Consider the following 21641-nt stretch of genomic DNA (forward strand, 5'->3'; position numbering starts at 1 on the left):
TGACCCCTGAATCGACGCATCACTATATCGCCGCCTGCTCGGCTGCATCGACCGCCGGTTGCCCAGCCAACAGTCGTTCGATGACTTCCCTCAGGATATCTTCTGCTTCTGCACGGTCATAGCCCAATTGGTCGAATATCAAGGTCAGACCAAGACCGTTCGCGGTCGGAAAGGTACGCAGATCCATCTCGCTGGTACGTGGTTTTTCTCGTCGCATGTCAGGCAGGGGCGTCACTTTGAACATGCCGAGATCAAGTTCGCCACCGGCATGGGCCCTTTGAAGGGGGGCCGACTGCGTGGCGCGTGTCCATCTGTCGACTGTTTGGGTGCCGGCGACGAAGAGGGAGGTATAGGAGCCCTTGGCCACGACTTCGTCATGCACGTCTCCGAAGTAGTTCGAATCCATGAAGGGCGCGAACTGGATAGCCTCTTCGATCCCTTCTCCGAGCGAACCGGCTAACGCTTCGATTGTCTCGAACCGAGACAGCCGCGCACGCACAGGGACGTCCGAGGCGACGAAATTGACATAGTTCTCCAGCCGCCGGTCGTGGCGCAACGCTGCTGGAACCTGCATCACCATATCGTCCACGCCGCCGCGCGACCCGATGGTCTGCGCAAAGGCCGCGATGATCATGGCCGTTTCCGTCGTGCCGGCTGCCCTGGCACGCTTGCGCAGCGCATCCTGCTGGTCGCTGGCTATCGAGAGCGTCACGTCCTCGCTAAGGCTGCAATCGATCAGGTTGACATTCGTCCGGCGGCCTTTCGCCTTGCGCCCGAGATTGGGAATTTGCGGCAAGGGCTCGGCGAATACCTTGCGCAGGAATGCGTCGCGCCGTTCGAACGAACCAGGCTTTCCGACATGGTCGAAATCCCGGATGAATCGGTCGATACTCATTTCCACCGGATCAAGAGGCAGGCCGAGATAAGCCTTGACTGTTTCCTCGACGATGAGGCCGAGGGAATAGCCGTCAACAACGAGATGATGTGCCTTGGCGACGATAAGGTCGCTCTCGGAGCCGAACCGGATGACGGTGACACGGAACATCGGCGCCTGGATATCTATGCCTTCCTGCGCGAGTTCGGTTGCGCGCTCTAACGCTTCGGATTCGTCGGCGACTTGCTCGACCCTGAAGAAATCGGTCGGGGTCCTTTCCAGATACGCGCCGTATCTAGCCCCCTTGCGGAAGAACCGGGTACGCATCACCTCGTGTCGCGCCATGACCGTTTCGATCGCCCGTCTGAGACGATCGGCGTCCATTTGCGGCCGGATCTTGAACTCCTTGCTTACAATGAATGCGGCACGCGCATGCGAAGTCGCGTCTGGATGTTCCTGGAAACGCAGTAATCCCAATTGCGTGCTAGTTACTGCTATCTCTCTTTCGACGTTGGGCACGCCGTTGAGCGGTGAGCGCTCGACATCCTGGCCTCCACTCGGCTGACCGGACCACTCGCGCAGACTCCAGCCCATTGCGATGGGCACCAGGCGGCCTGACGTTTCGAGCTCGGAGGAAAGCTCGTCGAGAAACTGATCGAGTAGCAACCGCGCTGCTGCTTCTTCGACAACGTCGAGATCCACGGTCAGCCGGCAGACAACGCCGGCTTCGCTGGTCGCTGCGGACAATTGTATCTCGTGCGCGGATGCGGGGATCGCATCGAGAGGATGGTCCAAGGCGGCGAGCGCCGTAACTTGGCTACGGTCGAGAAAAGCGAAGCCGAATTGGCGCAGCGAAACATGGCGAATGCGCAGATCTTCTTCGAGCGCCAGTTCCAGAGACGACGTATCCATTGACCGATGCGCGTGGCCGTTTGCGTCGGCACGCTCGACCTTCCTCAGCAGATCGTAACCGAGTTCATTCATGGCTCGCAGGACAATCGGATAGGACCCATCCAAGGGGCCTATCAATCCGCTTGGTGCTCCCTGCCCGCGCTCGCTATACCAGCGGTCGACGACGATTGATTGGAGCGAGAGGCGGCTTGCCAAGGCCTTGGCATAGGCGGCCAGAAAGCGCGCGGCCGGCAACTCCGATCCCGACGCGAATGCTGCTGCTGGAAGCGTGATCTCCAGCAACCCGATACGGCCCCTGTTGGTTCCCATACCGACGGGAGACGCGGCACGACTGCGGCCGGGGATCGGTGCGATCGCAGGCGCGTGGTGAAGTATCTCCTTCCAATAGGCGAGGTCGCGACGATACTCGCTCGATCCGGGCATCGGATGAGCTGCGCGCGCGTAGTCGGTAAAACTAGGCCCTGCTTCGACCGCTTCTGCTTCGTCTTGCACAAGCTGCGCAAGCAAAAGATGAACCGACAACGTGTCGGCAGCCGCGCGATGAGCCCGGATTTGTAGATCGTGACCGCCATCCTGCCGCTGCCACGCGCCGATCCGCCATAGCGGACCAGGCAGCGCCACATCGCCCAAACGACCGCCCGGCGAAAGCACTTCAACAATCGGTTGAGCCTCGAAGCCGATCTCCCCGGCGCCGGACGCCGATATCGCACCGGTCATCCGGAGCGCGTCGTGTCGCTCGACCAGTCGCGCCAATCTTGTCGCAAGCGCGGCCAGCGACACGCCAGGCTCAATACTCGTCTCGACCAGGATCTGATTGTCCGCCTTTGCGACCGCCGACGACATCGGCAGTCCATCCAGCATCATCGCATTGACCTGGCGGCCAAGAGGCCGGAAGGCTTCCTGCGCTGCAACGCCATCGGAACTCGCTTGTGCGGCCAGGACCTGCAAGGCGGACGCCTTCAGTTTCGCCTCAAAAGCGGAAGCAACGAGGCGCGACAGTCCCGCGATCGTCGGCGCTTGCAGGAACTTGGCGACAGGGATGTCGACTTCGACCTGAGCCTCGACGCGGTTTTTCAGTTCGAACGATGAGAGGGAGTCGAGACCGAGCTCACTGAGCTTGCGGTCATCCGCCAAGGCGCTTGCCTCGACCTTGAGGACTTTCGCCACTTCGCGCCGGATCATGTCGGCGAGCAGGTCGTCCCACGCCTCGCGCGGCGCGGCTGCAAGCTCGGCCTGAATGCGAGACCGCCCTCCGGTTCTGTCTCCAAGCAGCGGCGAAATCCTCGGATTCGTCGCTGCGCCGGGGTTCGTGCGTGCGATCGCAGCCCAGTCGATATTGGCAAAGCCGAGATTCTCCGATCTGGCGCGCACAAGATAGGACAGGGCCGCCGCCGCTTCAGAATCCTGAACCGGCTTGATGCCTACGCTATCGAGATAGTTGGTCATTGCTTCCGACCTGGCAACGAATCCACTGCCGGCGATCATGCCCCAGGCGGTGGACGAGCCGGCCAGGTTGCGACCCCTGCGGTACGTGGCGATTGCGTCCAAAACAGAGTTGGCCGCTGTGTAGTTGGCCTGCCCAGACGAACCGATAACCTGCGCGATCGACGAGAAATTCACGAAGAAATCCAGCGGAATATCGTGTTCGACAACGGCGACATGCAAGTTCCACCCGCCGGCTATCTTCGGCCTCAGCACGCGGTCGATCTTGCCTGCATCGAGCTGCGAGACGAAAGCGTCCTCGATGACCGCGGCGCCGTGCACGATGCCGCGCAGAGGAGCGTCACCCCCAGCATATTCGCCGATCAGCCTGCCGACGGCAGTAGCATCGGTCACGTCCAGAGCGGCGCGAACGATGCGCGTGCCACGTTGCTCCATGATCTCGATGGCCACAGCCGCTTCGGCATCTGGAACACCGCTTCGATTGGCAAGGATGATGGTTCCCGCGCCTTTCTGACTGAGCCACTCGGCGATCGCAACGCCAAATCCCTTGAGCCCACCAGTGACGAGGTAGGAAGCCTGAGCGGAGACGGCGAACTGTGCGCCGAGGTCAAGTTCGATGTCCACGGAAGGTTCGTCGAAAGTGACGATCACCTTACCGATGTGCAGCGCTCGCGAAAGCATGCGCATGGCTTCTGCCGCGCGCGATGCCGGGAAGCGGGTCGCCTCCAGCGGCTTATAGACGCCGGCGGCAACCTTAGCCTCCACCTCCACCAGCAATTGCCTGAAGAGGCTCTCCTTCTCGACGGGGAGCGTCGAGAGATCGATGACCGAATAGGCGTTGTTGCGATAAAGCGAGCGAAGCCCGATCGGCTTGTCGTCGGCGAGATCGCGCTTGCCGATTTCGACCATCCTGCCGAAGGGCGCCAGGCACTCCAGACTCTTGTCGATGCCGTTGCCAGACAGCGCGTTCAGCACCACGTCGACGCCGCGGCCACGCGTAAGGGAACGCACCTCGTCGGCGAAATCGAGAGCGCGCGAGTTCATGACCTCATCCACGCCCCATGTCTTCAGGAAGGCGCGTTTTGTGTCGCTGCCTGCAGTGCCGAAGACTCGAGCCCCCACATCATGCGCGACCTGGATGGCGGCGAGCCCGACACCACCCGAAGCCAGATGGATCAGCGCGGTTTCGTCCTGTGCCAATCGGCCGATATGTTTGAGAGCGTAGTGAGCGGTAAGGAAGGCTGTCGGGAGGGTCGCGGCCTGGATCAGATCAATACCATCGGGTACGCGCATGGCGAGATCCGCCCGGAGCTTGGCGAAGCGTCTGAGGTAGCCCTTGCCCATACCCATGATGCGATCGCCGGGCTTGAGATTGGTCACCCGTTCGCCGACCCTGCGGACGGTGCCGGCGAACTCCAGCCCGAGATTGCGCCAGTATGCCTCGTCATTCTCCAACTCGTCCGGCAAGATGCTGGTGGCCGCCATGATGTCGCGGAAGTTCAATCCGACCGCGGCGACCTCGACCATGACCTCGTCTGGCGCCAATTCGGGATCGGCGATTTCGCGTAGTACGATGTTGTCGATGGTGCCAGGCCCCGTCATGGTGACGGCGAAGTTGGAAGAATCCCGCGCGGTCTCCAGCGTCCGCCGCAACGGCGCCACTTCGTGCAAAGCCAGTTGCTCCAGCCGCGGGACATAGCGTTCGGCGCCACGCAGGATGAATTCCGTCTCTGCGGTTTCCTCCAGCACGGCGCCCGAAATGCTCACCCCCGACTGCAGCGATGTGGGATCCGCATCGATAAGGCGGATGCCCAAACCTTTGAACTCGTTTGCCATTGTGCGAGCAATGCCGATTAAGGCGCTCTCACTCAGGCCTGAAAGGCTCATCGGCTGGTCACCTTGCACAAGCCGGCTGCCGGACGTGACGACAACCAGTTCGGGCCGCTGTTCGGACGAACTGTGCAGCCGGTCGATGACTTTTCCAAGCGTGATCAATTGGTGCACGATAGGCGTGATCCTGGCGAGAAGCTCGTCCCCGCCTGCTTTGTCGTCGAGTTTTTCGGGGGTGGCGGCGCTGAACAGGATGCCACCTGTCCCACCCGATTTGGTCATGAATGCCCGGATCGTGGCGAGCGCTTCATCCGCATCGAGGTTCAGGAACGGCGCGGGGTTTGCGACCTCGACCGTCGCTCCGCGGCTAACCAGCTCAGCCAATGTCGCTTCGAGGCGCTGCGTTCCATCACCCACCACCAACCAGTGGGCGCAATGCAATGAGGGCGCTGCCGGTTTGGCTTCCTGCTTCTCGAAATGCTCCTCGAAAACACTGGAGCCCGAGCCGGCACCTTGCTTGGCCCTGCTGCTCCTGACCTTGCCCAGCGCCTTGGTCTGAAGGTTGTCGAGAACGATGAGCGGCTGCCCTTCCGGCGAGAACACGCTGAACCGCATCGAGTACGGGTCGAGACCCGGCTGGATGTCGACGATCACCTCGGGCGTCAAAGGAGCGCCCAGCAGGATCTTGCGGGCGCCGGTCGGCAGGCGCAACTGATACTGGGCCTTGTCTTCATTAGCCGGCGGCAGCGATTCACCTGGAACCCACACGCCGTCTCGATGTGAAGCCAGGCCGATGCCGGCCTGGAGCACCGCGTCCAGCAATCCGGGGAAGGCGAAATACTGCTTCGCCAAGTTGGGATCCTTGCTTGACAGCTTGGCAACCAGGCGGTCGCCGACAATGTCGAGTGCGTTCACCGACTGGAAATAGGGACCGTATTCAAGCCCGTGCCGTTCGGCGAGACGGTAGAATTCCGTCTTTTCGACTAGGTTCGGGCGATCCAGCAGCAGGTCGGCAGGAGCTGGTGCAAGTTCATATTTGTGGCTGAAGCCATAAGCTTCGGCACGCGTCCTCCAGCCATCCTCCGAACCTCGATGGAACGTGGCGATGCGCAGCCTGCTACCGACCGGATCGAACGTCGTCGTAAACAGTACGACGTCGTCCTCCGCGATGGAAAGCGCTTCGTACAGTTTGAAATCACGCAGTTCCACGGACTCAGAGCCGAAATGGTCGCGCAGTGCGGCCCCCATGATTTCGATGTAACCGACGGCCGGGAAGAGGCAATCGCCGCTGACCCGATGGTCAGCCAGGAATTTGAAGCCTCTGAGCGTGATTTCGTTCGTCCAGGACGGCGCCGCAGTGAAGTCGCGCCATCCAAGCAGTGCGTGCCGGGGTGCCTCGAACAGGAAGTTCTTGGTTTCCTCGGATGTATTCAGCAGGCGCTGGTTGTTCCAGGGTAACTTGGGAACGGCCACGTGGCCACTCAACGATTTCGGCCGGTCGAATTCGACGCCGGCAACATGAAGGCTGCCCTCGGCCCGCGCCAGCGTCCAGAAATCGTCAGTTTTGCGATCGAGCGAGTTCACCGCGGCGGCGTCTACCCCGCGCTCCTGCGAGATGCCTCGGATGAGCGGCGTCAGCGTGCGGTGCGGACCTATTTCCAGGAAAGTATTGATGCCGAAATCGAGGGTGAAATCCAAGGCCTTGGTAAAGCTGACGGGTTGGCGCAAATTGGCCCACCAGTAGTCGGCGTCGAACTTCGTCTCGAATATGCCGGTGACCGTCGAGATGATCGGCAGACGGCCTTCTTTCCAGGCGACCGGACCCAGTTCGCCGAGGAACCATTCCTTGCAGTCTTCCAGATGCGCGCTGTGCCATCCGAAATCCATGGTCATCCGGCGGGCCGTCGCATCGGGATAGGCTTCCGCGACCTTGGCCAGCACGCCAAGCACCGCGTCCTCCATGCCGGAAATCGTTTGCGCGATCGGGCCGTTGTAGGCGGCAATGACAACGCTTTCGTCACCGGGCAGCAAAGGTTCGAGTTGATGGACCGTCAGCCCTATCGTGGCCATTGCACCGCGCCGCTCGCTCTTCAGCGGGATGAGGCCGCGTTTGGCAATGATGCGAGCCGCCGTCTCGATATCGATGATACCTGAAACGTAGGTGGCCGCGACCTCGCCGAAGCTGTGGCCGATCAGAAGCTCAGGCCGCACGCCGGCCTTTGTCCAGCGCTCGTAGAGGGATATCTGCGTGGTGAAGATGGATGCCTGGGTAACGTCGGCATCGTTGATGCGGGTCTTTTTCTCGTCCCGCAGCATCTCCTCGACGGTCGACCAGCCGACCATCGGACGCAGCACTTCGTCGAACATCTCGGCGGTTCGGCGAAACGCACGGTCTTCCTTCAACAGGCGGCGCGCCATGGCCCACCACTGGCCGCCCTGGCCCGAGAAGGCGATGGCGAGCCGACGGTTGGATGCCCTGCCGGTGATGATGGTTGGCCCTTCCGCGCTTTGCTCGATGGCTCCCTTAGCCAATGCGCGCAGTTGGGTCTGGAGCGCGGCACGCTCCGGCTCGACGATGAGCGCAGCCCGTTGGGCGAAGTTATCGCGCGCGCTGCTCAAATGGGCGGTGATGTCTTCGACCGGGGTCTCCGCAAGGGAGCCTCCCTGCTCCAGCGCATCGGCTAGACGGCCGGCCCACAGTTCCAGTCCGGCCGTGCTGCCGGCCGAGATCGGGACGGCTATCGGATGGCCGGCTATCACCGGCCTTGGCGCACGGTTGGCGCTGGCGGACAACCCCCGCCATCCTTCCACGGCGATGGAGGCATTGGTACCGCCAAAGCCGAAGGAGTTGACGACGGCCAGGATCGGCCGGCCGTGGTGGTCGATCGGCGTCGGCTTCGTTGCCACAGCGATGTTGAGCGCGTCGAACGGAATGCTCGGATTCGGGCGCTCGAAATTCCGGTTCGGCAGCACGATGCCCTTTCCCGCCGTCAGCACCGTCTTGATGAAACCCGCAATACCGGACGCCGATTCGAGGTGGCCGAGATTGGGCTTGAACGATCCGACATAGGCCGGTTTTGGGCGTGAATTCACACCGAATACGCGGCCGATAGCAGCCGCCTCGATTGGATCGCCGACCGGCGTGCCGGTTCCATGGGCCTCGACATAGTCGACATCGGCCGGATCGATGGCGGCGCCTTCCACCAGCGCCTCCAGCATCGCTTGCTGTGCTTCCCCGCTCGGCGAGGTCAGGGTCGGCGTATACCCGTCCTGATTGACCATCGAATGACGGATCACGCCATAGATCCGGTCGCCGTCGGCAATTGCCCGGTCGAGAAGCTTCAGCAAAACGAAACCGCAGCCTTCGCCGCGCACGAACCCGTCCGCCCTTTCGTCGAAGGTGTAGATACCGCCGGTCGGCGAAAGCATGTTGGCGCTGGAGAATGCGATAAACGGGCCTGGATCGAGCATGCAGTTGACGCCGCCGGCGAGCGCCGTCTCACAGGTGCCGGTGCTCAGGTGGCGCACCGCTTGGTCGATGGCAACGAGCGCCGACGAGCATGCCGTGTCGACGGCGATACTCGGCCCTTTCAGATCGAAACGGTGGGATATTCGGTTGGCCGCGATCGAGAACGCCGAACCGGTGCCGGCAAAAATATCCCCACCACCGACACGTCCGCGGCGCAGGTTCTGCGCGAAATCGTTGGTCGAGATTCCGATGAACACGCCGGTGCGCCCGCGGCGCAGGTCGGCCAATGTGCGCTCCGAATCCTGGACGGCCTCGAAGGCCACTTGCAACGCCAGGCGCTGCTGCGGGTCCATCGTTGTCACCTCGCGGGGCGACATGTCGAAGAAACTCGGGTCGAAGCCGAAAACGTCGCTGGCAAGAAACCCACCCCAGCGCGTCCGCATCTTTCCCCGGGCATCGGGCTCCGGATCATAGAATGCATCGACATTCCATCGATCCGCCGGGATATCGACGATGCCGCAGTTCTTCTCCAAGAGAAAGTTCCAGTACGAGTCCGCGTCCTGGATTCCTCCAGGAAACCGGCAACCAATTCCGATAACTGCGATTGGCTGTGTTGACTCAATGACCTGCTGAGGGGCATCGCCCCCACGATGAATGTTCATGCCCAGACCCCCGCCTAGTATACACCGTGGGTTGCCCAACCCACGGCGCACTTACAGTCACGGCGTATTTAAGTGCATGTCCTAACGGAAGCTCCAAGAGCAAAACTCGCCAGGTTAGCATTTTTATCGCAAAATGTGTCTTTTAAGCCGATTTGATTACTTTTTAGGCCAATTTGATTAGTTTTTAGGCCGATGTGGCTGCTTTTGAAGAGAAACCCGTCCGCTCGATCCTCGTCGCCAAAAACAGGCGTCCCCGAGGCCCGTTCCGGAGCGTCAACGCAATCCCAAGTCGAAATCGAAGCGGCGTGCGACGACCTGAGGACTGCGTGCACTCCAGGCGACGGCGGCCACGTGGTGCGCGCTTGGGCGGAACTCAATGAGCCTGAGGGGTTCAACCAATTCCAGTGGCGGCGAGAGGATATAGGCCTCGCCGCTCCCGTCCATCCCAATCTCGAGTCCCACCCCGGAGAGGCCGACGCCGGCAGCCTTGAGCACGGCTTCGCGACAAGTCCAAAGCCGGCAGAACATGAGGCGGCGGGCCTCTGGCGCCAGTGACTCAAGTTGTGCGATCTCGCCGGGCGCGAACAGAGAACGGGCCATGGACATCTCGCCGCTCCGCGGGGCGACGCGCTCGACATCGACGCCGACTTGCCCGGCGGCAGCCACGGCCACAAGGGCAAGATCCCCCGAATGCGAAAGGTTGAAGGCGAGGCGCCCGTCCGCAAGGAACGGCTTTCCCTGTGGGGTCTCCCGCAGATCGAGTTCTCCCGGCGCTCGGCCGGTGTACATGGACAGCACCCGGCGTAAGCCGGCATGAGCTGCCAGATGGCGCCGCTGATCCTGCTCGAAAACAAACCGTCCGCCCCTGGTCAATTCGGCTGGATTGAGCACGGCCATGTCCGACTGCGAAAGGGGAGCATCGAGAGCAACCCGCCACACATGGACGTCGATCCCGAGAGCCGGCACCACCCGCCCACCGCCGTGCGGCAAGACAACTCCGCTTTGCTTCATCTTACAGTTTTCCCGGCCGGGCGAGAGGTAGGGCTCGGCCTGCTGCAGCAATACGGCATTGACGACTGCTCCCCAAGCTTTGCCCGTTAACACCATAAACCTACGCGATTCTTGTGACACCTCTCGGCACGCTCATCATCGGCCACGCTCTAACGCGCCAGAGTGAACCAGTCCAAAGGCCGGAGGGACTTGGCTGCGATGCGGGTGCGCACCGATTTGGAACAACGAGCCTCAGAGTACCACCCGAAGCGGAGTCAGGTCATTGAAGCCGGCTGTTGTGGCGCAGCACGAGGCCGACCGCGCCGAGCAGTGCGTCGTTCTCCGTGTGCTTGCCAACGATTATCCGCGTGCGCAGCGCAGGCGCCACATCGCGGGACTTGATGAGCGTATGGCGTTCATATGACGCGATCAGTGGCGCCAGGAGAATGTCGCCCGCCAAGGCCATGCGGCCGCCGATTATGATGAGCGGCGGATTGAGCACCGAACCGATCAGGCCAAGGCCACGGCCGGCGAACTCTGCGGTGTCCTCGATCATCCGCAGCGCCCTCACGTCGCCCTGCTCGGCCATCATGATCACATCGTCCATCGTGACCGGCCGCCGCACGATGCGCGAAATCTGCTCGAGCGGCCGGGCAAAGCTGGCATAGAGCTCCAGGCATCCGCGATTGCCGCACCGGCAAAGGTCGCCGCCGGGATCGATGCTGATGTGCCCGAATTCGCCGGCGCCGCCGGCGATGCCGCTCACCAGCCGGCCGTGCTGGACAATGGCCCCGCCGACGCCCAGATCGACCTTGAACAGCACGAAATCGTCGTGGCCGACGGCCGCACCCCACATCAGCTCGGCAATGGCCGAGCAGTTGCTCTCATTGTCGGCGAAGATCGGCTGTTCGAGGACCGGCCCGAACACATCGCGGATGTTGACCCCGGCCCAGGTCGGAACAATACTCGCGCGCAGCACCACTCCTTCGCGGCTGACTGGGCCCGAGACGGAGACCCCAACCCCCAGGAGCCCCGCCATCGGCAGACCGTTCTCTTCGTAGCATCGGGCAATTACTGACTTGGCGAGCTGGGCCGCCTGTTGCGGCTGGTAGTCCAGACCCATGGGGATAGTTTGTTCGGCAACGAAAGAATGCGAGACGTCGGCGACGACGCACCGCATCTCGTCGAGGCCCAGGTGGATGCCGACGCAGGTGCCCGCAGCGGGATTGAGCGTCAATGCCGTGGCCGGCCTGCCAATGCCCCTGGCCGCGTCACGATGGGCCGAGGATTCGATCACCATCCCTGACTTTCTCAAGCCGTTGAGCGCGGTTGAAACCGTCGACCGCGCCAAACCGGTAATGCGGGTAATTTGCGACGCGGAAAGCACGCCGCGCTCGCGCAAGCATCGGACGATCAGGCTCTCCGGCGACGCGGACGGCCTGTCGATCAGCCAATTTCTAAGCGAAGGTTTGTTCATGATGAGCACAAAGCATGTTGACTGATAGCTCAAATATGTCATCTTGGAAAGAACGGAGATTACTGCATCTCGCCGGCCACGACCTCAAATCGCAGGCCACAAGCGGTCGAAACGAACCGTGCATCACATATGGGAGTGAAACGATGAAATACCTGAGGACGGCCTTTGCGGCCGCTACCGCCTTCACCTTGATTACCGGAACAGCGCTCGCGGAGCCGAAGACCAACCTCTTGCATCAATGGGCCACCGGATCGGACGCCCAGGCTATCGCCAAGCTCGGCGAGATGTTTACCGCCAAGGGTGGCACCTGGCAGCAGACCTCCATCGCAGGCCATACGGCCAATACCCTGGCCAAACTGCGTGCCGATGTGATCGCCGGCAACGCACCTCCCGCTGTGCAACTCAAAGGCCCCGAGATCGCCGAATGGAACGAGACGGGCATGACAGCCAATCTCGACGACCTGGCGAAGGCGGAAAATTGGGAGAAGGTCGTCGCTCCCGAATTGCTGCCGGTGATGAAGCCGACCGGGAATTGGGTGGCAGCGCCGATGAACATCCACCGCATCAACTGGCTGTGGGCATCGCCGAAGGTCATGAAGGACGCGGGCGTCACCGAGATGCCGAAGACATGGGCGGAATTCAACGCCGCCTGCGACAAGATCGTGGCCAGCGGCAAGATCTGCATTTCGCACTCGACCGCCGACTGGACCGACTCGACGGTCTTCGAAGTGGTCGTGTACGGTCAGGACCTCGATCTCTACAGGAAAGCTTTCGTCGAGGGCGACGTCGATGCCATGCGTAGCGACGGCATGGTCAAGGCCTTCGAGCAGTTTCGCACCATGACCTCGAAGTACATGGACCCCGGCATGAACGGGCGTGACTGGGATACCATGTCGCATCTCGTCGGCCGCGGCGAGGCCGCCTTCCACATCATGGGCGACTGGACGATCGGCCTGCTGACGGCCGGCGGCTTCAAGGAGGGCACCGACTATGTCTGCGCACAGGCGCCGACCGATTGGGGCAAGCCCGGCTTCATCTTGAATTCGGACTCGGTCGTGTTCTTCAAGCAAAAGGACCCGGACTACATCGAGGGACAGAAGCTGCTTGCCAGCATCATCCTGTCGCCCGAATTTCAGACCATTTTCAATCAGACCAAAGGGTCCATCCCGGCCCGCCTCGACGTCGATCTTTCGAACGGCTTCAATCCCTGCCAGCAACTCTCGCAAAAGGATCTGCAAGCCTCGATCGCCGCCGGCACGCTCGTGCGTTCAATGGCGCACAACATGACGGTTCCGCAAAAGGTCCGCGGCGCAATAATGGATAGCATCACGGAGTTTGTAGCAACGCCGGATATGAGTGCGCAGGACGCGGCCAATGCGATGGCGGATGCGGCCGAAGCGCAGGAGTGACGCTGCCGATGATGGCCGGGGCGAAGCGCCTGGCCAGACCTCGCCGGAGCAGCCCGATGTCCACCCATGATCTGATTGTACCAGCCGCAGCTGCCGCGGCCCGTCCGTGGCGCGAGCGCCTGGGCACGATGGTGCCCATTCTGGTGCTGGCGCCATCGATAGCGGCGAGTTTCATCTATGTTTTCGTCTTCACACTCTGGACGCTCTACATCTCCCTGTCCAATTCGTCGCTGTTGCCGACCTATGGGTTCGTTGGCCTGGACAACTACGCTTCGCTTTGGGCAAACCGGCGCTGGAACATCGCCTATACGAATCTCTTCCTGTTCAGCGGCTTCTATATCGTAGGCTCGATGGCGGTTGGCCTGCTGCTCGCGATCGCGATCGACCAGCGCGTCCGCGGCGAGGCGGTTTGGCGCACCATCTTTCTGTACCCGTTGGCGGTGTCCTTCATCGTCACCGGTACGGTGTGGAGCTGGCTGTATAACCCTGTCGACGGTATCCAGGCCTTCGTTCGAGGGCTTGGCTGGACCGACTTCAGCTTCGCCCTGACGGCCAACCGCAACACCGCGATCTATGCGGTGATCATAACCGGTATCTGGCAGTCGTCCGGCTTCGCAATGGCACTTTTCCTGGCTGGTCTGCGGTCGGTCGATCCGGATCTCGTCAAAGCCGCGCAAATCGACGGCGCGTCGGTTTTCCGGACCTATCGGAGGGTCATCCTGCCAACCATCGCTCCGATATTCCTGGCGGTGGCGGTCATTCAGATACAATTCGCCATCAAGACCTTCGACCTGGTGGCGGCGCTGACGCGGGGCGGGCCAGGCGTGTCCACGACCTTCCCCGCCATCTATGTCTACGACCTGATGTTCCAGCGCGGCCAAATCGGCGAGGGTGCCGCCGCGGCGATGATGATGCTCGCGGCGGTCGCGGTAGTGCTGGTGCCGTACTCCTTGTGGATCGTCTGGCGCCGGCGGGCGGAGGGCCGCAATGGCTGAAGTTGCCCCTAATGCCCGTTTTGATCCGGAGGAAGCCGCTGCCACGCGCCGGCATTTCTGGAGCCGCTTCCTTGTCTATGCCGTGCTGACGCTTTTCGCGGTCGTCTATCTTGTGCCATTGCTGGTGGTGATCTTCAACTCATTGCGCGAGCAGTCGGAGATTGCCCGCAACGGCCTCATCTCCGTACCGCGCAGCTTCCGGTTCGATGCGTGGGCGCAGGCCTGGGGATCCTACTGCGTCAGCGGTACCTGCGAGGGCATGAAGCGCAATTTCTTCAACTCGCTGGCGATGACGATCCCCGCCACCATCATCTCGACCATTCTCGGCGCCATGAACGGCTACATCCTCTCCAAATGGCGCTTCAGGGGTTCCGAACTGATCTTCAATCTGATGCTGCTTGGCGTATTCATGCCCGGCCAGATTTCGCTGATGCCGTGGGCGTTCCTGCTCGGCAAGCTCGGCCTGACCAATTCGACATATGGGCTGGTGCTTATCCACGTCGTCCAGGGCATCTCGTTCACCACCCTGTTCTGCCGCAATTTCTACGTCAGCATACCGGACGACCTGATCAAGGCGGCACGCATCGACGGCGCCGGCTTCTGGCGGATCTTCCGCAAGATCATCCTGCCCCTGTCGCCGCCCATTCTGATTGTCACCGTCATCTGGCAGTTCACCGGCATCTGGAACGAGTATTTGTTCGGCGTCGTCTTCACATCAGGCCAGCAGCAGCCCATTACCGCGGCACTGGTCGCGCTCACGGCCGGCGGCACGACCGCGCGTGCTTACGATGTGATGAGCGCAGCCGTGCTGATCGGCGCGTTGCCACCGCTGCTGATCTATCTGTTCGGTGGAAAATACTTCGTGCGCGGCCTCACCCAGGGCGCCATCAGATGAGGCGTCGCCCATGTCCGCGTTGATGATCCGCAACCTTCACAAGAGCTACGGCTCGCTCGAGATTCTTGCCGGCATCAATCTCGAGGCTAAGACCGGAGAATTCGTCGCCCTTGTCGGCCCGTCGGGTTGCGGCAAGTCAACCTTGCTCGCCATGATCGCCGGCCTCGAAACCGTCACGTCGGGCGAGATATGGATCGGCGACCGGCTGGTGAACTCCGTGCAACCCAAGGACCGCGACATTGCGATGGTGTTCCAGTCATACGCCCTCTATCCCACCATGACAGTGCGCCAGAACATCACCTTCGGCATGGAAAGCCGCGGCGTGCCAAAAGCGGCGCAGGCGGAAGCTGTCCAACGGGTTGCCGCGCTCCTGCAGATCGAACAGTTGCTTAAACGCAAGCCCGGCCAGCTCTCGGGCGGGCAGCGGCAGCGCGTCGCGATGGGGCGCGCCCTCGTACGCGACCCAAAGCTGTTTCTGTTCGACGAGCCCCTGTCCAACCTGGACGCCAAGCTGCGCGTCGATATGCGTACCGAAATCAAGAAGCTTCACCATCGCGTTGGCAAGACCACGGTGTACGTCACCCATGATCAGGTCGAGGCGATGACGCTTGCATCCCGCATTGCGGTGATGAACCAGGGCTCGGTCCAGCAGTTCGACACGCCGAAGCGGATCTACGACCGGCCGACCAACATGTTCGTTGCCGGTTTCATGGGATCGCCGGCGATGAATTTCATCCCCGCCCGGCTTACCGGCTCGACCAGCATCTCGGTACGCGCCGCTGACGGCAGCGATGCCAGCCTTGCCCTTGCCGCGCCGATGTCCGCCGGTGCGCCAAAGGACGTCGTGCTCGGTATCCGGCCGGAACACATCTACCGTTTCACGACCGATCTGAAGTCGCGCAAACCTGCTGTGGCGTCCATGCAGGCGCCGGTCGAACTGGTCGAGCCGACCGGGGCCGAGACGCTTGCCGTGCTCAGGCTGGGTGACCTGGAGATCACCGGCCGTTTCGAGCCGGACGACGCTCCAGTCATGGGCGAGACGATAACGCTGGGCATCGATATGTCGCGCGCCTGTCTGTTCGATCCAACAACCAAGGCGCTTCTGTAATCGATGTCCGTACAATTCGCGACTTATCCGAGCTTGACCGATCGGGTCGTGCTGATCTCCGGCGGCGCCTCCGGCATCGGCGCCGATATGGTCCGTGCCTTCGCCTCGAATGGCGCCCGGGTAGCCTTTCTCGACGTGCAAGACGAGCCAGCGGAGGCGTTGGTGAGCGAGCTCGCTGGTGCCGCCGGGCAGGCTCCCTTATATCTCCATTGCGATGTGACCGACGTCGATGCGCTAAAGGCGTCGGTAGAAGGCGTGCGCGCGCGGCTTGGTCCGGTCGCCGCCCTGGTGAATAACGCCGCCAATGATCAACGCCATCCCATCGACGCGGTAACGGCCGACTATTGGGACCGCAGCTTCGACGTCAATCTGAGGCATCACTTCTTCGCCGCGCAGGCTGTGCATCCGCATATGAAGGAACTCGGCTTCGGCTCGATCATAAACTTCTCTTCCATCGCCTGGCGTTTCGGAGCGGACCAGATGGTGGCCTATGCCACCGCCAAGGGGGCTGTGGTGGCGCTGACGCGTGCTTTGGCGCGCTCGTTCGGACCGGATAACATCCGCGTCAATGCGGTCGAACCCGGCGCCGTCATGACCGAGCGGCAGCGCGAGCTGTGGTTCAAGACGCAGGAGGCAGTCGACCAGACGGTGCAGCGGCAATTGATCCGCCGCGTCCTGCTGGGCGAGGAGATTGCACGCACAGTGCTCTTCCTGGCAGCCGACGACAGCCGCATGATCACCAAACAGTCCATTACCGTCGATGCTGGTCTGCGCTAGTGACGCTTCTCCGCTCTCCATTGGAACCGCCAAGCTGATGCTTCGTCTCGGCCTCAACCCCTACGGACTGACCTATCATCTCGGACTGCAGGGCCGCGGCACGCCACGGCACAATCCGGACGGCGTGGGGCTGGAAGGCTTCATTACGCTGGCGCAGGAACTAGGCGCACGCACGCTCGAGATCTACGAACCCTGGTTGACCGACTTGACTGACGCCGAAATCGTCGCCCTGCGCAGGCGTCTTGCCGCGCTGGACATCGTCCCGGTGGTGAGCGGCGGACTGCTGGTGGCAGGTCCGCTGGACAACGCCTTTCGGGCTGCGCGGCTGCTCGAGGCGACGACGATCCGTATCGCACTGACGCCTGTCCTGTGCGGCGACCGCAATGCGTGGGGACCGAAATGGAGTGAGTTCAACGCCACGATTCGCGCTGCCTTGACGGAATGGGGACCGCGTGCGGCGGCCGAGGGCTGGATGCTCGGCATCGAGAACCATCAGGACTTCGGCAGCGACGAACTGGTTGCGTTCTGCGAACTCGGCGGGCCGGGTGTCGGCATCACCTACGACACCGGCAACACCTTTCCTGTCGGCGAGGCGCCGCTTGCCTTCACGCGCCGGATCGCGCCCCATGTCCGCCATGTTCACCTCAAGGATTATCGCATTCAGTTCACGGATGAGGGCTACCGTCTGGTCCGCTGCGCGATCGGCGACGGCGCCGTGCCATTCGCCGAACTGGCAGCCATCCTTGGCGAGCACCACGACACGCTGACGGCGGTGCTTGAGCCAGGCGCGCTGGAGGCCCGTCACGTTCGCTGGCTCACCGACGACTGGTGGAACGGATATGCGCCGAAGACCGCCCGCGAGTTCGCCGCGTGCCTGAGTGCTGCGCGCGTGAACCGCCTTGCGGACGACGCCGACTACCGCACGCCATGGGAACGGGACGATGACGGCGCGCTCGTTTCGTACGAGCTCGACATGATCCGGCGCAGCGCCGCCAACATGAAGAAGTTCGATTTCATTGCAATGGAGAAATCAGCATGACTGCTCGAGAACTCAGCGGCCTGACTGCCTTCGTCACCGGCTCGGGACGCGGCCTCGGCCGCGTGATGGCCGACCGCTTGGCCGGACTTGGCGCAAACGTCGCGGTCCACGACCTCGATTGGACCCGGCCATCTCAATATGGCGAATTCGCGGATCTCGGCGACTCTGCCCGGGGCTTGGAGAAGCATGGGACGCGGGTGACCGCGGTCACCGGCAATATAGGCGACAAACAAGCTGTCGCCGAGATGAAGAGGAAGATCGAGGCCGATCTCGGCGACGTGCACATTCTGGTCAACTGCGCCGGCGGCGACATCGGCGCCAAGGGCGTAAAGCCCAATCCCAACAACGCACTCGATATCGACTACGAAGACATCAAGGTTCTGACCGAGAACAACCTCATAGGCACGATGCTGGTCTGCCAGGCCTTTGTTCCGCCCATGGTCAAGCGCGGCTCGGGCTCGGTGATCAACATCGCCTCGGCGGCAGCGCATATCGGATGCTCGCCCGAGGTGGTCTACTCGACGCTCAAGGCGGCTGTCGTCCATTATACGCGCTGCCTCGCCAAGGAATTGATCGACGATGGCGTGCGCGTCAATGCGGTGAGCCCTGGCGCCACCAAAACGGCACGCTTCCAGGCGAGCCGCGTGGTCGATCCGCAGCGTATGGACTCAAGCAAGAAATCGCTGAACCGGTATGCGGAGCCTGAAGAGATCGCCGAAGCGGTGGCCTTCCTCGCCGGTCCGCGCGCGCGCTTTATCAACGGGCAGGTAATCCGCGTCGATGGCGGTTTCACGATCTTTCCAGGTTAGGCCGCGACAGCCCACATCGGCTGCCCAGCTAAGCCTTGCCATCGAGCGCGGCACATAGCGTCACCGGGGTCGACCAGACCCACCCGCGCTTACGTTCGAAGCTTCGGTCCGTCGCGCGTCCGCACGAGCAGGATCGCCGCTATTTGACGCCCACGCTTTCAGGCCAGAGGACCTGGATTCCTTTGGCAGCGCATCCCGCACCTTTGCCGACTGGCCAAGGTCGATATGCCGTGCAAGCACACGCAGCACCGAGCGTGCCGCATCCTCGGGATCGACAGCACGGGTCGATTTCAATTCATCGGCGATGTGTTGCAGGAACTCCTCGAGCGAGCGTGTCTTGTCGGGCATGTCGGCGGGCCGATAGCGATCATAGTAGGCGCCCCGCACGAGCAGCGGCAGTTCCGCTCCCAATTTGGCTGCCAGTCCGACCTGCAGCCTGTGCCGAAGGGTTCGCAGAACGGCGCCCAACGTATGCCAGGCGACGTGTCGATCCGGACCAAGATCCACCATGATCTCGTCTAGCCAGATGTTTGTTATCTGCAGCGTTTTGTCAAAAACGTCCAAGCCGGTCGCGCTCATCGTCGCCTCCTCGAAAGGTTCTGCGGGCGAAACGGCGACCGGAGATAATTGTTTCGCGGTCCTGTGAAAATCGCCTGGCAAAGCGGCGGAAAGCGGTTCGGTCGGAGAGCCTGTCGGAGGTTGGTCTGCTCGACACTCTGCATCTGCCGGATTTCGGCGATCTGTCGGAAGTGGCCGTTTGCCACCACATTGAGTGCAGTCACCGCGGCCAGATTGTCGCCTTTCATTCCACCGTACGGTCTCGCGATAGGCGATTCCCTTGAAACGGATATCGCGCACTGCCGCTAGAACGTTGCACCGGCTCGGATGTCCCTTGGATACAGTGCTGGCGTCTTTGATCGCGGCAAGAAGAAGACAGGCCGAATCGTGGGCGTTCACGGCATAATTGCCGATCGGTCCGAAGCGCGCTGCATAGCGCGCGGCAAACTCGGCCGAACCGGCCACCCTGCCCGGTTCGGGCGTGGCGGAAAGCACGAGAACGCCTTCGCTCACACTGAGCTTGCGCTTATCGGTTCCGAACGCCGTCAGCAATGAGACCAGTCCTCACGTTGCCCGAACCCGGCTTTTGCCGGATATCTCTTGACCGATTGAGCGGCCCGCGCCGACAATGGCATTGGGAAGATGGCGGGATGTCGCCCACGGTGTTCGGCACCACTTGGCGAAAGCTGCGAAAGGGTTGTCATGGATTGGAAGCTGGAACTGGTCCCGGTCCCCGTATCGGACGTCGACAATGCCATCGCCTTTTATGTTGGGAAGGTCGGCTTTCACCTCGATCATGATCACACGGTAAGCGACGAGATACGTTTCGTGCAATTGACGCCGCCCGGTTCGGCCTGTTCGATTGCCATGGGCAAAGGCATCGTCGACAGCACCCCGGGATCCATACGGGGTCTGCAGCTGGTTGTGCCCGACATCGATGAGGCACACCGGCACCTGGCCGCCCAAGGCATCGAGGTCAGCGATATCAAGGATTTTCCCTGGGGCAGATTTGTCTTCTTTGAGGATCCCGACGGCAACACATGGTCTGTCCAGCAAATTCCACCTCGCAGCTGAGGCGGCGCGCTGCGGCAGAACGATGCTCGACCCAGACAGCGATGACCAAAAGAAAAGGCCGGACTGTTGAGCCCGGCCAAGCGTGAAGGTCTGTAACCTCCAGAGGGGAACGCGCCGGACGCAATGGGAGGAGACATCCGACGCAATCCGCATATGGGTCTCTACTGGTGACGTTTCAATGACATGCAGTGGACCAATGTCGCTTCGCCATAGAGCCAGGAAGGTAAAGCATTCGAAGGGACCGGTGGATCGCGCCGCCTGGTGGACACAAAGGTCGCCGAATGCAGGCGGCTCCTTGCATAGGGACTTCAGTCTGTAGGCCTGTCGACCAAGGGCCTGCACAGCCGAACTTTGGTCCGAGGCTGCTATCGCAAAAGCCCGAAACGCGAGAGTTTCAGGAACCGAGTTCAGAAGAGCCCCGTTGCGATGCCGACTGTTACAGGAGGCCGCTATGGATTCGAGCGTTCACCAGGCGCGTTGGCTGCTTTTTCCGTTATTTGGCCTGTGTTTCGGGATCGCAGCCATTGGATTTATTGTTGGCTGACGGTGAGAACTCGGCGCCCCCGCCGAGAGACGCAACGAAGCGAAGGCAAAAGACTTGCGCAGTAAATAGTCCCTTCCTGCGCCAGCGAGACCCACCAGTTACCCTCGTGGGACTGGTGGGTCTTGACCTTACCGATACAAACCATTGTTTTAAGCATTCGCACGAATTCGAACAGGAGGCAGCACGAAAGGTCCGTATGATTAAGGGGATTTCCGCCATGCGACTGGCAAGTTCATTGATGACGACCCGGAGACGAAGGGCCGGATCTTCGCGAGGACGTCATGTCGGCATTTCTGTAGTCGTTTTGACCTTCGTTCTCGTCGTGAGCCCCTATCGCGTCGTGTTCGACGGACTATCGCAGCCGCTCGGCCCGCTGGCTGCCTGGGCCAAAGGCGGCGGGAACGGCAACGGCAATGGCGGGAACGGAAATGGGAATGGGGGCGGCAATTCCGGCAATCCGGGTGGAAACTCCGGCAATTCAAACTCGAATGCCGGAGCCGGCAAGGGCAAAGCAAAGTCGCAGGACGACAATCTCCCTGATCCCGCCGCCGCGGTAACCCCGGGCAGCAGGCCAAAACTCTTTATCAATGCAACCACGGGAGACCGGATCGAGGTGAGTGGGCCGAGCATTGGCGTGGTGCATTCGAACGGCCTCAGCGAGCGCGTTGATAGCGGCCAATATGAAATGCGCGATGCCAAGGGCCGTACCATCATTCGGCGCCTGGCGACGCGTTCCGATCGGGACAGGTTGCTTGAAATGATCAACTGACGGCCAG

12 protein-coding genes and 1 pseudogene are annotated in these 21641 nt (G+C 61.8%); 9 read left to right on the forward strand and 4 right to left on the reverse strand.

All coding sequences use genetic code 11. From position 1 onward, the window contains the following. Window positions 1-22: 22 nt before the first annotated feature. From NKJ84_RS09635 to NKJ84_RS09645, 3 genes are all read right to left on the reverse strand, one after another. Window positions 23-9190: an SDR family NAD(P)-dependent oxidoreductase gene (locus tag NKJ84_RS09635; RefSeq protein ID WP_352506258.1), complete on the reverse strand. Its 9168-nt coding sequence runs from the start codon at window positions 9188-9190 to the stop codon at window positions 23-25. A gap of 273 nt (window positions 9191-9463) precedes the next feature. Continuing rightward, entirely contained in the window at window positions 9464-10201 is a 738-nt protein-coding gene (locus NKJ84_RS09640; RefSeq protein WP_352506259.1) for a 4'-phosphopantetheinyl transferase family protein, read from the reverse strand. A gap of 259 nt (window positions 10202-10460) precedes the next feature. Beyond that, window positions 10461-11699, reverse strand: coding sequence for an ROK family transcriptional regulator (locus tag NKJ84_RS09645; protein ID WP_352506260.1), 1239 nt, complete (start codon window positions 11697-11699; stop codon window positions 10461-10463). Between the two features lie 101 nt (window positions 11700-11800). On the opposite strand from NKJ84_RS09645, the gene NKJ84_RS09650 reads away from it, so the two are divergent. Genes NKJ84_RS09650 through NKJ84_RS09680 form a run of 7 tightly spaced genes read left to right on the forward strand, consistent with a single transcriptional unit; the run spans window position 11801 to window position 18689 of the window. Then, the gene (locus tag NKJ84_RS09650; protein ID WP_352506261.1) at window positions 11801-13066 is read left to right on the forward strand and encodes an ABC transporter substrate-binding protein; all 1266 of its coding nucleotides are present in this window, start codon (window positions 11801-11803) and stop codon (window positions 13064-13066) included. A 56-nt stretch (window positions 13067-13122) separates the two neighbouring features. Continuing rightward, entirely contained in the window at window positions 13123-14061 is a 939-nt protein-coding gene (locus NKJ84_RS09655; protein ID WP_352466746.1) for a carbohydrate ABC transporter permease, read from the forward strand. Next, window positions 14054-14956: a carbohydrate ABC transporter permease gene (locus NKJ84_RS09660; RefSeq protein WP_352506262.1), complete on the forward strand. Its 903-nt coding sequence runs from the start codon at window positions 14054-14056 to the stop codon at window positions 14954-14956. The genes NKJ84_RS09655 and NKJ84_RS09660 overlap by 8 nt, the downstream gene beginning before the upstream one ends. Before the next feature lie 10 nt (window positions 14957-14966). Then, window positions 14967-16064: an ABC transporter ATP-binding protein gene (locus tag NKJ84_RS09665; protein WP_352506263.1), complete on the forward strand. Its 1098-nt coding sequence runs from the start codon at window positions 14967-14969 to the stop codon at window positions 16062-16064. 3 nt (window positions 16065-16067) lie between these two features. After that, a complete protein-coding gene (locus tag NKJ84_RS09670) occupies window positions 16068-16841 on the forward strand; it encodes an SDR family NAD(P)-dependent oxidoreductase (RefSeq protein ID WP_352506264.1) in 774 nt (257 codons plus the stop codon). Between the two features lie 37 nt (window positions 16842-16878). Continuing rightward, complete coding sequence (locus NKJ84_RS09675; RefSeq protein ID WP_352506265.1) at window positions 16879-17880, forward strand: sugar phosphate isomerase/epimerase family protein; 1002 nt, start codon at window positions 16879-16881, stop codon at window positions 17878-17880. Continuing rightward, window positions 17877-18689: an SDR family NAD(P)-dependent oxidoreductase gene (locus NKJ84_RS09680; protein ID WP_352506266.1), complete on the forward strand. Its 813-nt coding sequence runs from the start codon at window positions 17877-17879 to the stop codon at window positions 18687-18689. The genes NKJ84_RS09675 and NKJ84_RS09680 overlap by 4 nt, the downstream gene beginning before the upstream one ends. A 139-nt stretch (window positions 18690-18828) precedes the next feature. Here NKJ84_RS09680 and NKJ84_RS33230 read toward each other — a convergent pair. Then, window positions 18829-19268, reverse strand: a pseudogene (locus tag NKJ84_RS33230) (DUF2267 domain-containing protein). Window positions 19269-19949: 681 nt separating this feature from the next. Between NKJ84_RS33230 and NKJ84_RS09690 the strand changes: the two are divergent. Both NKJ84_RS09690 and NKJ84_RS09695 read left to right on the forward strand, forming a co-directional pair. Then, window positions 19950-20321 (forward strand): VOC family protein, encoded by a 372-nt coding sequence (locus NKJ84_RS09690; protein ID WP_352506268.1) that lies wholly within the window; start codon window positions 19950-19952, stop codon window positions 20319-20321. 848 nt (window positions 20322-21169) lie between these two features. Continuing rightward, the gene (locus NKJ84_RS09695) at window positions 21170-21634 is read left to right on the forward strand and encodes a hypothetical protein (protein ID WP_352506269.1); all 465 of its coding nucleotides are present in this window, start codon (window positions 21170-21172) and stop codon (window positions 21632-21634) included. Window positions 21635-21641: the final 7 nt, after the last annotated feature.

The sequence above is a fragment of the Mesorhizobium sp. M0048 genome, assembly GCF_040323405.1.
GTDB lineage: Bacteria > Pseudomonadota > Alphaproteobacteria > Rhizobiales > Rhizobiaceae > Mesorhizobium.

Bases quoted from the DNA above. Each gene is read 5' to 3' on its own strand.
- NKJ84_RS09675 (WP_352506265.1), top strand. From the start codon at position 16,879: ATGCTTCGTCTCGGCCTCAACCCCTACGGACTGACCTATCATCTCGGA.
- NKJ84_RS09650 (WP_352506261.1), top strand. From the start codon at position 11,801: ATGAAATACCTGAGGACGGCCTTTGCGGCCGCTACCGCCTTCACCTTG.
- NKJ84_RS09635 (WP_352506258.1), bottom strand. From the start codon at position 9,190: ATGAACATTCATCGTGGGGGCGATGCCCCTCAGCAGGTCATTGAGTCA.
- NKJ84_RS09660 (WP_352506262.1), top strand. From the start codon at position 14,054: ATGGCTGAAGTTGCCCCTAATGCCCGTTTTGATCCGGAGGAAGCCGCT.
- NKJ84_RS09655 (WP_352466746.1), top strand. From the start codon at position 13,123: ATGTCCACCCATGATCTGATTGTACCAGCCGCAGCTGCCGCGGCCCGT.
- NKJ84_RS09690 (WP_352506268.1), top strand. From the start codon at position 19,950: ATGGATTGGAAGCTGGAACTGGTCCCGGTCCCCGTATCGGACGTCGAC.
- NKJ84_RS09640 (WP_352506259.1), bottom strand. From the start codon at position 10,201: ATGAAGCAAAGCGGAGTTGTCTTGCCGCACGGCGGTGGGCGGGTGGTG.
- NKJ84_RS09670 (WP_352506264.1), top strand. From the start codon at position 16,068: ATGTCCGTACAATTCGCGACTTATCCGAGCTTGACCGATCGGGTCGTG.
- NKJ84_RS09665 (WP_352506263.1), top strand. From the start codon at position 14,967: ATGTCCGCGTTGATGATCCGCAACCTTCACAAGAGCTACGGCTCGCTC.
- NKJ84_RS09645 (WP_352506260.1), bottom strand. From the start codon at position 11,699: ATGACATATTTGAGCTATCAGTCAACATGCTTTGTGCTCATCATGAAC.
- NKJ84_RS09680 (WP_352506266.1), top strand. From the start codon at position 17,877: ATGACTGCTCGAGAACTCAGCGGCCTGACTGCCTTCGTCACCGGCTCG.